A 12,582-nucleotide genomic window follows, 5' to 3' on the forward strand; every position below is an offset into this window, starting at 1 on the left:
CTCCTGCAGCAGCAGGGCGGCGGCGCCGACGGCGGGGGCGGTGGCCGCGGCGGTGGAGACGGTGACGGTGACGGCGCGCCCCCACACCCGTGAGCCGGCCGCCCCGAACCGCTCGGTGACGGCGCGCCCGTACAGGGCGGAGGTGGTGGCGAAGCCGGGGCCGGTGAGCACGAGGAGGTCGAGGTCGAAGAGGTTCACCAGCGTCTCGGCGGCGGCGGCGACGTGGCGGGCGGAGTCCGTCAACAGCGCGCGGCAGGCCGGTGCGCCGGTGCGCGCGGCGCGCGCGACGGCGGAGAAGTCGGTGAGCACCGAGCGGCGGGTGGAGGCGTCCAGGCCGGCCTCCTCGCGGGCGGCGGGGTCGGCCAGCGCGCGGCGCACGACGGTCTCGGGGCCGGCCAGGGCCTCCAGGCACCCGCGCCCGCCGCACACGCACGGCGGGCCGTCGACCTGCAGGCACACGTGCCCGAACTCCCCGGCCAGGCCGCGCTCGCCGCGGTGGGCGCTGCCGGACAGCACCAGCCCGGCGCCCAGGCCGGCGCCCATGTAGAGCGCGCCGAAGGAGCGCGAGGCGTCCACGCGCGCCACCCAGTACTCCCCGACGGCGGCGGCGGTGGCGTCGTTCTCGACGAGGACGGGCCAGCCGCTGAGCTGCTGCAGGTGGTCGCGCAGTCGCTCGCCGTCCACGCGGGTGCGCTCGGGCACCGCCTCGCGCCCGGTGCGCCGCAGCAGCCCGTCGCGCGGGCCGCCCCACACCAGCCCGATGCCCAGGCACCGCGAGCGCTCCTCGCCGGCCTTCTCGATGAGCCGGTCCACGTCGGCGGCCAGGCGCACGGCCAGGTCCTCGGCGCTGACCTGCCCGGTGATCCGGCGCGTCAGGCGCGCCAGGACCCCGCCGGTCTGGCTGGTGAGCACGTAGGTGACGGCGGTGGTGGCCAGGTCGATGCCCACGGCCGTGCGGCCGGCGGGGTCCAGCTGCAGCAGGGTGCGCGGCTTGCCGGCGGTGGGGGTGCGGCCCACCTCCACGACCACGCCCTCCTGCAGCAGGCGCCGCACGGTGGTGGACACCGAGGCCTCGGTGAGCCCGGTGAGGGCGGCGAGCTCGACGCGGCTGACGGGCCCGGCCGAGCGCAGGGCGTCCATGAGGCGTTCGCGGGCACCGCTGCGGCCAGGTCGCCGGGCCGTCTCGAGGCGGCCGTCGAGCGAGGTCATGGCGACTCCTGAGGTTCGCGGGTGCGGCCGGGCGCGCCCACCGGGTGACCGACGGAACTGTAGCCAGCTGCGGCGGCCGGCAGGAGACCCTTGACGCTCCTTAATCAACTTGGTTAAGTATGCCGCCTGACGGGCCGCGCGGGACCCCGGGCACCGATGGAGGTGCCCGTGGAGCGGTCCGGCACTCGCACCGCCGCGAGCTGCGGCCAGCCCACCGAGGACTCCGCCATGAACCCCAGGACCAGCGCTCCCCACCGAACCCCCCGTGCGCGCCGGGTGCGGCGCCTGACGCGCCTGCTGCTCGCCGGCGCGGCCGCGGTGACCCTGCTCGCGACGGGCTGCTCCGGCGGCGCCGAGGGCAGCGGCGGCGGCGGCGGTGACAGCGCCTCGACCCTCATCGCCTACACCGGCCAGGCCGGCGACTACCAGGTCAACTTCAACCCGTACTCGCCCTCCGACATCGGCGGCGCGGGCCTGATCTTCGAGCCGCTGTTCTTCATCAACAAGACCGCCGCCGACGCCGAGCCCAAGCCGCTGCTGGGCACCGAGCAGTCCTGGAACGCCGACGGCACCCAGCTCAGCGTCACCCTGCGCGCGGGGGCCACCTGGTCCGACGGCGAGCCCTTCACCGCCGACGACGTCGTGTTCACCTTCCAGATGCTGCTGGACAACGAGAGCCTCAACAGCACCGGTTTCGACGGGGCGGTGGCCAAGGTCGACGACACCCACGTCACCTTCACCTGGCCCGAGCCGGCCTACACCTCCGGCCCCGACGTCCTCAGCTCCATCGTCATCGTGCCCGAGCACCTCTGGAAGGACATCGACCCCGAGGCCGACGTCCTGGAGGAGCCGGTGGGCACCGGCGCCTACGTGCTCAGCGACTTCAAGGGCCAGGCGTTCACCCTGGACGCCAACCCGAAGCACTGGGGCGGGGCGCCGAAGGTCTCCACGGTCCGCTTCCTGGCCCTGTCGGGCAACCAGGCCGGCGCCGACGCCATCGCGGCCGGGACCATCGACTGGCAGACCGGGCCCATCCCGGACATGGCCAACACCCACGAGAACTTCCCCGACTACGACACCGGCTCCGTCGCGCAGAACCAGATGGTCCTGGGCACCTGCGCCAGCGCCGCGCTGGGCTGCCAGGGCCCGCAGACCGACCCCGCGGTGCGCCAGGCCCTCTTCCACGCCATCGACCGCACCCAGCTGAACAAGCTCGCCTTCCAGGACACCGCTGCCGAGATCTCCCCCTCGATGGCGCTGACCAGCACCCAGGCGGACACCATCTCCGCGCAGGTGGAGCCGAAGGTCGCGCCGATGACCGCGCAGCCGCAGGAGGCCGCGCGGCTGCTGGAGGCCGCCGGCTGGGTCAAGGGCGCCGACGGCATCTACGCCAAGGACGGCGAGAAGCTCTCGCTGACCATCGAGGTCGTCACCGGCTGGACCGACTACATCACCGCCATCCAGACGATCGCCGCGCAGGCCAAGGCCGCCGGCATCCAGGTCGAGGCGGCGCAGTCCTCCTGGAACGAGTGGACCGACAAGCGCTTCAAGGGCGACTTCGAGCTGGCCATCGACTCGCTGTGGCAGGGCCCGGCCCCCGACCCGTTCTACCTCTACAGCTACTTCTACGACGGCCGCATGACCGCGCCCGTGGGCACCAAGGCCAACGGCAACAACTGGTCGCGCTTCTCCGACCCGGCCGTCGACGCCGCCCTGGACGCCCTGCAGAAGCTGTCGCCGGAGGACACCGCCGGGCGCCAGGCGCAGTTCGACGTCATCCAGTCCGCCGTCGCCACCCAGATGCCCTACATCCCCGTCATGACCGGCTCCAACACCAGCGTGTGGAACACCGCGAAGTTCTCCGGCTGGCCCGTGGACGGCGAGCAGTACGCCTTCCCCGCGGTGTGGTCCGACTTCGACGCCGCGGAGATCCTCAAGACGGTGACCCCCAAGGCCGCGGGCTGACACCGTGAACTACCTGCTGCGCAAGCTCGGCTTCTACGCGGTCGCCTTCTGGGCCGCGCTGACGCTGAACTTCGTCATCCCGCGGCTGCTGCCCGGTGACCCGGTCGACATCCTGCTGGCCAAGCTCAGCCAGCGGGGTGCGGTCGTCACCCCCGAGACGCGCAAGGCGTACGCCACCCTGCTGGGCGGGGACACCGACGCCTCCCTGCCCTCGCAGTACGTCACCTACCTGGCCAACATCTTCAAGGGCGACCTGGGCACGTCCATCAGCTACTTCCCCGCCCCCGTCACCGAGGTCATCGGCGCCTCGATGCCCTGGACGATGGCCCTCATCGGCATCGCCACCGTCATCGCGGCGCTGCTGGGCGTCCTGCTCGGCGCCCTCGTGGGCTGGAAGCCGGGCACCTGGCTGGACTCCATGGTCCCGGCCACCACCCTGCTGGCGGCGGTGCCGTACTTCTGGCTCTCGCTGGTGCTGGTGTACGTGCTGTCGCGGGTGCTGAACCTCTTCCCCGCCCAGGGCGGCTACGACGTGGTCCTGGACCCCGGCTGGAACACGGAGTTCATCGGCTCGGCGCTGTACTACGGGTTCCTGCCGGCGCTGACGATCGTCCTGGCCTCCATCGGCGGCTGGCTGCTGGGGATGCGCAACATGATGGTCTCCACGCTCTCGGAGGACTACGTCCTCACCGCCCGCGCCAAGGGCCTGCCGGCCCGCTGGGTGCTGCGCGACTACGCCGCGCGCAACGCGGTCCTGCCCTCCGTGGCCGGCTTCGCCATCTCCCTGGCGTTCGTGGTGTCCGGATCGGTGGTCACCGAGCAGGTGTTCTCCTACCCCGGCATCGGCTCGCGCCTGCTGGCGGCCGTGACGAACAACGACTACGCGCTCATGCAGGGCGTCTTCCTCTTCATCACCCTGGCCGTGCTCGGCGCGAACCTGGTGGTCGACCTGCTGTACGGCCTCATCGACCCGCGCACCCGCGCCCGGTGAACACCGGTGGGAACGGAGCACAGATGACCGACACCCAGTCCGTCCCGGCGGCCGGCGCGACCGGTGCGCCGGCCCCGGCCCCCGCACCGCGCCCGGCCCCGGCCTGGCGGGCGCTGCTGCCCACGATGACCCCCTGGCTGGCCACCGGCCTGACCCTGGTGCTGGGGATCTGCCTGTTCGGCCTCGTCGGCCCGCTGCTGGTGGGCGACCCCGACGCCATCCGCGACGTCGGCCTGCAACCGCCCTCCGGCGAGCTGTGGCTGGGCACCACCCAGACCGGGCAGGACGTCCTGGCCCAGCTGGCCCACGCCACCCGCGGCTCGCTGCAGATCGGCTTCCTCGTCGGCGTGCTCGCCACGGTGCTCTCGGCGTTCTTCGGCATCTACGGCGCCTACGTCGGCGGCGCCGCGGACGAGGCGTTCTCGCTGCTGACGAACGTCTTCCTGGTGATCCCCGGCCTGCCGCTGGTCATCGTCATCTCCGGCTTCGTGCCCCGCGAGAGCCGCGGGCTGTGGACGATCGCGGTGGTGCTGGCCCTGACCAGCTGGGCCGCCTCGGCGCGGGTGCTGCGCGCGCAGACGCTGTCGGTGCGCAACCGCGAGTACGTCGCCGCCTCCAAGCTGGCCGGCGAGCGCTCCTGGCGCGTCATCGTCGTGGAGATCCTGCCGAACCTGCTGCCCGTGCTGGCCTCGCAGTTCGTCTTCGCCGTCATCGCCGCCGTCCTGGGCGAGGCCGGGCTGTCCTTCCTGGGCCTGGGCGCCTCCGGCTCGGCCACTCTGGGCACCATGCTCTTCTACGCCCAGAACGGCTTCGCCCTGCCGCTGGGCGCCTGGTGGTGGTTCGCCCCGCCGGGCCTGCTCATCGCGCTGCTGGGCACCGGCCTGTCCCTGGTGAACTTCTCCATCGACGAGATCGTCAACCCCAAGCTGAAGAACGTCCGGCTGCACCGCCGCCGGACCCGCACGGCGGCGCGCGCCGCCCGGAAGGAGCACCGGTGAGACCCGACGCGACCACCCGCGAGCCGGTGCTCAGCGTGCGCGACGTCACCGTCGTGTACGAGACGGAGTCGCCCGTCACGGCCGTGCGGGGGGCCTCCTTCGACCTGCACCGCGGGGAGGTCCTCGGCCTGGCGGGGGAGTCCGGGTGCGGCAAGACCACGCTGGCGTACGCGGTCAACCGCCTGCACCAGCCGCCGGCGCGCATCACCGAGGGCTCGGTGGTCCTGCACGACCGCTCCGGCACCGACGTGGACGTCCTGGCCCTGGACGACGAGGCCCTGCGCGTCTTCCGCTGGTCGAAGCTGTCGATGGTCTTCCAGGGCGCGATGAACGCCCTGAACCCCGTGCGCACGATCGGCGCGCAGCTGGACGACACCCTGCGCGCCCACGACCGCTCCCTGGACCGCCGCCGGCGCCGGGCGCGCGCGGCGGAGGTCCTGCAGCGGGTGGGCGTGGACCCCGGCCGCGCCCGCTCCCACCCGCACGAGCTCTCCGGCGGCATGCGCCAGCGCGTGATGATCGCCATGGCGATGCTCCTGGAGCCCCAGGTGATGATCATGGACGAGCCGACGACGGCGCTGGACGTCGTCGTCCAGCGCGACATCCTGCGCGAGATCGTGCGGCTGCGCGACGAGATGGACTTCGCGGTGGTCTTCATCACCCACGACCTGCCCCTGCTGCTGGAGATCAGCGACCGCATCGCCGTCATGCTGCGCGGGGAGATCGTCGAGCTGGACACCGCCGCGGCCCTGTACCGCGACGCCCGGCACCCCTACACCCGCAAGCTGCTCGGCTCCTTCCCCAGCCTGTCCGGGGAGCGGGGCGCCTTCATCCGCACCGGCGTCGAGGAGGGGGCCGCGTGACCAGCGTCTCGGTGACCAACCTGACCAAGGAGTACTCCCTGCGCGAGGGCCTGCGCCGCAGGACCCTGCGGGCGGTGGACCGCGTCAGCTTCGACCTGCTGCCCCGGCGCACCGTGGCGCTGGTGGGGGAGTCCGGCTCCGGCAAGTCCACCATCGCCAAGCTGCTCACCCGCCTGGAGGAGCCGACCTCCGGCGCGGTGGACGTCGCCCTGGCCGACGGCACCCCCGTGCGCGGCTCGATGTACCGCCGGCAGGTGCAGATGGTCTTCCAGGACCCCTTCGCCTCGCTGAACCCCTTCCACTCCGTGGAGCACCACGTCGCCCGCCCGCTGCTGCTGCACCGGCGCACCAGCGGCGCGCAGCAGACCCGCGAGCGCGTGCTGCAGATGCTGGAGCGGGTCAACCTCACCCCCGCCGACGTCGTCGCCGCCCGCCGCCCGCACGAGCTGTCCGGCGGCCAGCGCCAGCGCGTGGCCATCGCCCGCGCCCTGGCCCCCGGCGCCGGGGTCCTCATCGCCGACGAGCCCGTCTCCATGCTCGACGTGTCCATCCGCCTGGGCGTGCTGAACCTGATGGCCCGCCTGCAGCGCGAGGAGGACCTGGCGGTGCTCTACATCACCCACGACCTGGCCACCGCCCGGCACTTCTCCGACGAGATCCTCGTGCTCTACCGCGGGCGCGTCGTCGAGCGCGGCCCGGCCGACGCCGTCATCCTCGACCCGCACCACGACTACACCAAGCTGCTGGCCCTGGCCGCCCCCGACCCCGAGCGCCTGGGCAAGGTCGTCTCCGGCGAGGCGGCCCCGGACCGGGCCGCGATCGACAACAGCGTCTGCTACGACCACCACCTGGGTGCGTGGATCGACATCGACACCGCCGCCGACACCGCCGCGCAGCGGGCCGGGGCACCGCGCGCCGCCGCCGGCGCCTGAGGGAAGGACCGACCCGTGATCGTGCAGAACCTGCACAGCGGCTGGACGCTGCACCCCGCCGGCGGCGAGCTGCCCGAGGCCGTGCGCCGGGCCGCCGAGGCCGGCCCGCTGCGCGCCACCGTCCCCGGCACCGTGCACACCGACCTGCTGGACGCCGGCCTGGTCCCCGACCCCTACGCCGGGCTCGGCGAGCAGGAGCTGGCCTGGCTGCACCGCACCTCCTGGGACTACCGCCTGCGCTTCGAGGCCCAGCCGCCGGCCCCCGGCGAGCGCGCCGACCTGGAGTTCGCCGGCCTGGACACCGTGGCCGCGATCGAGCTCAACGGCACCGAGCTGGGCCGCACCGCCAACATGCACCGCCGCCACCGCTTCGACGTCACCGCCGCGCTGCGCGCCGGCGCCAACGACCTGCAGGTGCGCTTCACCTCCGCCCTGGAGCACGCCGAGTCGGTGGAGAAGGACATCGGCGCGCGCCCGCGGGCCTACGAGCACCCCTTCAACGCCGTGCGCAAGATGGCGTGCAGCTTCGGCTGGGACTGGGGCCCGGACCTGCAGACCGCCGGGGTGTGGCGGCCCGTGGAGCTGCGGCGCTGGCGCACCGCGCGCCTGACGTCCGTGCGGCCCCTGGCCACCCTGGAGGGCGGCACCGGGCGGCTGCGGGTGCACGTGGACCTGGAGCGCTCCGGCCTGGAGGAGGCCGGCGAGCTGCAGGTGCACGTGCGCCTGGGCGACCTGCCCGGGCGCGCCGACCTCACCGCCGCCGCCACCGCCGCCCCGGGCACCGAGCGCGTCGAGGTGCGCCTGGACGTCGAGGGCGCCCCCGCGTGGTGGCCGCGCGGGTACGGCGAGCAGCCCCTGGTGAGCGTCGAGGTGCAGCTGCGCGCCGGCGGTGAGGTCCTGGACACCTCCCGGCACCGCACCGCGTTCCGCTCGGTGCGCCTGGACACCACCCCCGACGAGCACGGCACCCCCGCGGTGCTGCTCGTCAACGAGGTGCCCGTCTTCGTGCGCGGGGTGAACTGGATCCCCGAGGACCACCTGCTCACCCGCCTGGACCGCACCCGCTACGCCGCCGCGATCGCCCACGCCGTCGACGCCAACGTCAACCTGCTGCGCGTGTGGGGCGGGGGGATCTACGAGTCCGACGACTTCTACGACCTGTGCGACGAGCAGGGCCTGCTGGTGTGGCAGGACTTCCTGCTGGCCTGCGCCGCCTACGCCGAGGAGGAGCCCCTGGCCTCCGAGGTCGAGGCCGAGGCCCGCGACAACGTCGCCCGCCTGTGCGCGCACCCCTCCCTGGTCGTGTGGAACGGCGGCAACGAGAACCTCTGGGGCCACGAGGACTGGGGCTGGAAGGAGGAGCTGGGCGGCTCCACCTGGGGGCTGCGCTACTACGAGGAGGTCTTCCCCGCCGTCCTGGCCGAGCTGGACCCCACCCGCGCGTACTGCGCCGGCAGCCCCTGCAGCCCCGGCGCGCCGGGCACGCACCCCAACGACCCCGACCACGGCACCCACCACGTGTGGGACGTGTGGAACTCCAAGGACTGGACGGCCTACCGCGAGCGCGTCCCGCGGTTCTGCTCCGAGTTCGGCTGGCAGGCCCCGCCCGCGCGCGCCACGCTGGAGGAGCTGCTCGGACCGGACCAGCGCTCCACGACCTCGCCGGTGTTCCTGGCCCACCAGAAGGCCGCCGACGGCAACGGCAAGCTCGAGCGCGGCATGGCCCCGCACACCGGGGTCCCCGCCGGTTTCGAGGACTGGACGTGGGCGGCGCAGCTGAACCAGGCGCGCGCGGTGACGTTCGCGATCGAGCACTTCCGCTCCTGGTGGCCGCGCACCGCCGGCAGCGTCTACTGGCAGCTCAACGACTGCTGGCCGGTCACCTCCTGGTCCGTCGTCGACGGCGCCGGGCGGCGCAAGCCCGCCTTCCACGCCCTGCGCCACGCCTACGCCCCGCGGCTGCTGACCGTGCAGCCGCGCGAGGGCCGCGCGCACCTGGTGCTGGTCAACGACACCGGGCAGGAGTGGCGCGCGCACGCCGTGGCCCGGCGCACCGCCCTGACCGGCGAGGTGCTGCACCGCGAACCCCTCGACGTCGTCGTCGCCGCGCGCTCGGTGGCCGCCGTGGAGCTGCCGGCCGCGCTCACCGCGCCCGCCGACGCCGGCGCGGAGGTCCTCGTCGTGGACGCCGGCGACCTGCGCACCGTGCACGCCTTCGCCGAGGACCGCGACCTGGCCTGGGACCCGGACCCGCTGCGCACCAGCGTCACCGCGGTCCCCGGCGGCTACGCCGTGCGGGTGCGCGCCGAGGCCCCCGCCCGCGACGTGACGCTGCTGGCCGACGCCGTGGCCCCCGACGCCGTCGTCGACGACGGCCTGGTCACCCTGCTGGCCGGGGAGTCGCGCACCTTCCACGTGCGCACCTCCGCCGTCGTGGACGTCGAGGAGCTCACCCGGCCGGCGGTGCTGCGCACCGCCAACGCCTTCGGGCGCCCGCTGTGAGCGCCGGCGCCCGGCGCGCCCCGGGGATCGTCGGCCTGGTCGTGCCCGGCCCGGCCCGGCGCCTGGGGGTGGAGCCGTACTTCGTCGAGCTCGCCGACGGCATCGAGGAGGTCCTGCACCCCCAGGGCTTCGGCGTCATGGTCCTGGCCGTGGACGACCTGCAGGAGGAGCTGGCGGCCTACCGCCGCTGGAGCCGGGACGCGGAGGTGGACGCCGTCGTCGTCGTCGACCTCGTCGTCGACGACGTGCGCCCGCACGCCCTGGACGCCCTGGACCTGCCGTACGTGCTGGCCGCCCACGTCGACAGCCCCTTCGCCTGCACCAGCGAGGCCGCCGACGACGCGGTGCGCGTGCGCTCGGCGGTGGACTTCCTCACCGGCCTGGGCCACCGCCGCCTGGGCCACGTGTGCGGCCCGCCGCACCTGGTGCACACCCAGGAGCGGCAGGCGGCGCTGCGCGCCCGCGCGCACGAGCTGGGCCTGGCGGTCTCCACCGTCGTGGCCGACTACACCGCCGCCTCCGGCGTGCGCGCGCTCACCTCCCTGCTCCAGCGCCCCGAGCCGCCCACCGCCGTCCTCTTCGACAACGACGTGATGGCGGTGGCGGCGCTGGAGCACCTGACGGCCACCGGGCGCGCCGTGCCCGGGGAGCTGAGCCTGCTGTCGATGGACGACTCGCCCCTGTGCGAGCTGTCCGTGCCGCCGGTGTCGGCGATGAGCCTGGACGTGCACCACCGCGGCGAGCGGCTGGCCGCGGCCGTCCTCAGCGTCCTGGCCGGCGGGGACGCCCACCACCCGCCCATCGGCCCCTCGCACGTCGTGGTGCGCGGCACCACGGCCGCGCCCGCCGCGCTGGGCGCGGGGGTCTGAGCCGCCCGCGCCCTCAGGCGCGGGCGTCGCCGCGGTCGGGGCCGCGAGCGTCGCCGGGGTCGGGGCGGCGGGCCAGCAGGCTGTAGGTGTTGGGCAGCCGCCCGTCCCACGCCGCGGCCCGCACGCCCGCGGGCCGCCAGAACGGCTCGGGGTGCTCGCGCAGCTCCAGCAGCTCCAGCCCGGCGCGCACCAGCGCCACGTCGTCCAGGCCGTGCCCGCTCTGCGGGTGCACCACCCGCGGGCCCGCCGCGAGGACCCCGGCGAGCAGGTCCTGCTCCACCGGCGGCAGGCGCGCGACGCGCGCCTGCCGCAGCAGGTCCTCGTGCTCGCGCACGTGCTCGTGCGAGGCCCGCTCCCACGCCGCCCGCGTGCGCGCGGCGGGGTCGGCGTCGGTGCTGGGGCCGGCGGGGTCCTTCGGGCTCACGGCACCGCGTACCCCGCGGCGCGGAACAGCTCGTACCACTCCGCCCGCGTCAGCGGCAGGTCCGAGCCCTGCGCCGCCCCCGCCACCCGCTCGGGGTTCGTCGTGCCCAGCACCACCTGCACGCCCGCGGGGTGGCGGGTGATCCAGGCCGTGGCGATCGCGATGGGCGGCACCCCGTACTGCTGCGCGAGGCGGTCCACCACCGCGTTCAGCTCCGCGTACTCGGGGTTGCCCAGGAACACCCCGGTGAAGAACCCCGCCTGGAACGGCGACCACGCCTGCACCGTGACGTCGTGCAGGCGGCAGTAGTCCAGGACCCCGTTGTCGCGGGAGACCGACTGCTCCAGCGCCTGCATGTTCGAGGCCACCCCGTGCGCCACGATCGGGGCGTGGGTGATCGACAGCTGCAGCTGGTTGGCCACCAGCGGCTGGCGCACCGAGCGCTTGAGCAGCTCGATCTGCCCGGGCGTGTGGTTGGAGACGCCGAACGCGCGCACCTTGCCCGCCGCGTGCAGCTCGTCGAACGCGCGCGCCACCTCGTCGGGCTCGACGAGCGCGTCGGGGCGGTGCAGCAGCAGCACGTCGATGCGGTCGGTGCCCAGCGCCTCGAGGGAACCCTCCACCGACTCCACGACGTGCTCGTAGGAGAAGTCGAAGTACGGCCCGTCGGGCACGATGCCGCACTTGGTCTGGATCGTCACCGCGTCGCGCTCGGAGGGGCTCATCGGCACCGCCTGCGCCCAGCGCCGCTCGCAGCGGTGCAGCTCCTGCCCGTACACGTCGGCGTGGTCGACGAACGTGATGCCGGCCTCGCGCGCGGTGGTCCACAGCTCGCGGATCGCCTCGTCGCTCATGTCGGCGATGCGCATCAGGCCCAGGACGACGTTGGGGACCTGCAGGCCGCTGGTGCCCAGGGGGACGGTGCGCACGCTCACGCCTCCGACAGGGTCGAGACCTCGTCCGCGCTGAGCACCAGCTCCGCGGCGCGCGCGGAGTCGGTGGTGCTCTGCGGGCGCGAGGCGCCCGGGATGGGCACGACCACCGGCGCCAGGGCCAGCTCCCACGCCAGCGCCACCTGCTGCACGCTCACGCCGTGGGCGTCGGCGACGCGCTGGAACGCGGCGTGCTCGCTGCCGAGGTCGGCGGCGCCGCCGATGCCGCCCAGCGGGCTCCACGGCAGGAACGCGATGCCCAGGCGCGCGCAGTGCTGCAGCTCGCCCAGGCTGGAGCGGAACCCGGGGGAGAACTGGTTCTGCACGGAGACCAGGCGGCCGCCGAGGACCTCGTCGGCCTCGTCGATCTGCGCGACGTCGGCGTTGGAGATGCCGGCCATCTGGATGACGCCCTCGTCGAGCAGGTCGCGCAGCGCCCCCACGGACTCCGCGTACGGCACGTCCGGGTCCGGGCGGTGGAACTGGTACAGGCCGATCGCCTCCACGCCCAGGCGCTTGGCGGAGGCCTTCGCGGCCTCCTTCAGGTGCTCGGGGCGGCCGTCCTTCGTCCACGAGCCGTCCCCGGGGCGCAGGTGGCCGCCCTTGGTGGCGACCAGGACCTGCGAGGCGTCCCCGCCCCAGGAGCGCAGGGCGCGGGCGACGAGCTCCTCGTTGTGCCCGACGTCGTCGGCGTGCAGGTGGTAGGCGTCGGCGGTGTCGATGAGGGTGATGCCCGCCTCGAGCGCGGCGTGGACCGTGGCGATCGACCGCTCCTCCTCGGGGCGGCCCTCGATGGACATGGGCATCGCCCCCAGGCCGATGGCCGAGACGGTGCGGGGACCGAGGTTGCGCTGCTGCATGGGCGCGACGCTAGGCGCCCCCGGGGCCGCCCGCACC

11 protein-coding genes are annotated in these 12,582 nt (G+C 74.4%); 7 read left to right on the forward strand and 4 right to left on the reverse strand.

Going from position 1 to position 12,582, the window contains the following annotated elements; translation table 11 throughout:
* Positions 1–1,209: ROK family transcriptional regulator (locus tag GTR00_RS04985; protein ID WP_166610533.1), on the reverse strand; the 1,209-nt coding region annotated here is incomplete at its 3' end.
* Between the two features lie 228 nt (positions 1,210–1,437).
* Between GTR00_RS04985 and GTR00_RS04990 the strand changes: the two genes are divergently transcribed.
* From GTR00_RS04990 to GTR00_RS05020, 7 genes are read left to right on the forward strand one after another with little or no spacing between them, the layout of a single operon-like run.
* Positions 1,438–3,174, forward strand: a complete 1,737-nt coding sequence (locus tag GTR00_RS04990) for an ABC transporter substrate-binding protein (protein ID WP_166610534.1) — start codon at positions 1,438–1,440, stop codon at positions 3,172–3,174.
* 4 nt (positions 3,175–3,178) lie between these two features.
* Positions 3,179–4,165 carry an ABC transporter permease gene (locus GTR00_RS04995; protein ID WP_166610535.1) on the forward strand — a complete coding sequence of 329 codons (987 nt, stop codon included), beginning with the start codon at positions 3,179–3,181 and terminating at the stop codon, positions 4,163–4,165.
* 23 nt (positions 4,166–4,188) lie between these two features.
* On the forward strand, positions 4,189–5,163 hold the full coding sequence (locus tag GTR00_RS05000) for an ABC transporter permease (protein ID WP_166610536.1): 975 nt from the start codon (positions 4,189–4,191) through the stop codon (positions 5,161–5,163).
* Positions 5,160–6,026, forward strand: a complete 867-nt coding sequence (locus GTR00_RS05005) for an ABC transporter ATP-binding protein (RefSeq protein ID WP_166610537.1) — start codon at positions 5,160–5,162, stop codon at positions 6,024–6,026. Before GTR00_RS05000 ends, GTR00_RS05005 begins: the two co-directional genes overlap by 4 nt.
* Entirely contained in the window at positions 6,023–6,958 is a 936-nt protein-coding gene (locus tag GTR00_RS05010) for an ATP-binding cassette domain-containing protein (RefSeq protein ID WP_166610538.1), read from the forward strand. Before GTR00_RS05005 ends, GTR00_RS05010 begins: the two co-directional genes overlap by 4 nt.
* Before the next feature lie 15 nt (positions 6,959–6,973).
* On the forward strand, positions 6,974–9,460 hold the full coding sequence (locus GTR00_RS05015; protein WP_166610539.1) for a glycoside hydrolase family 2 protein: 2,487 nt from the start codon (positions 6,974–6,976) through the stop codon (positions 9,458–9,460).
* Positions 9,457–10,329 (forward strand): LacI family DNA-binding transcriptional regulator, encoded by an 873-nt coding sequence (locus GTR00_RS05020; RefSeq protein ID WP_166610540.1) that lies wholly within the window; start codon positions 9,457–9,459, stop codon positions 10,327–10,329. The genes GTR00_RS05015 and GTR00_RS05020 overlap by 4 nt, the downstream gene beginning before the upstream one ends.
* A gap of 13 nt (positions 10,330–10,342) precedes the next feature.
* Here the strand turns inward: GTR00_RS05020 and GTR00_RS05025 are convergent, their stop codons facing one another.
* The 3 genes from GTR00_RS05025 to GTR00_RS05035 are packed head-to-tail and all read right to left on the reverse strand — an operon-like array spanning position 10,343 to position 12,545.
* Positions 10,343–10,753 carry a hypothetical protein gene (locus GTR00_RS05025; protein ID WP_166610541.1) on the reverse strand — a complete coding sequence of 137 codons (411 nt, stop codon included), beginning with the start codon at positions 10,751–10,753 and terminating at the stop codon, positions 10,343–10,345.
* Positions 10,750–11,682 (reverse strand): aldo/keto reductase, encoded by a 933-nt coding sequence (locus GTR00_RS05030; protein WP_166610542.1) that lies wholly within the window; start codon positions 11,680–11,682, stop codon positions 10,750–10,752. The genes GTR00_RS05025 and GTR00_RS05030 overlap by 4 nt, the downstream gene beginning before the upstream one ends.
* 2 nt (positions 11,683–11,684) lie before the next feature.
* Entirely contained in the window at positions 11,685–12,545 is an 861-nt protein-coding gene (locus GTR00_RS05035) for an aldo/keto reductase (RefSeq protein WP_166610543.1), read from the reverse strand.
* Positions 12,546–12,582: the final 37 nt, after the last annotated feature.

Origin of the sequence: Kineococcus indalonis (assembly GCF_009906395.1) — a bacterium.
In the GTDB taxonomy this organism is placed as follows: Bacteria; Actinomycetota; Actinomycetes; order Actinomycetales; family Kineococcaceae; genus Kineococcus; species Kineococcus indalonis.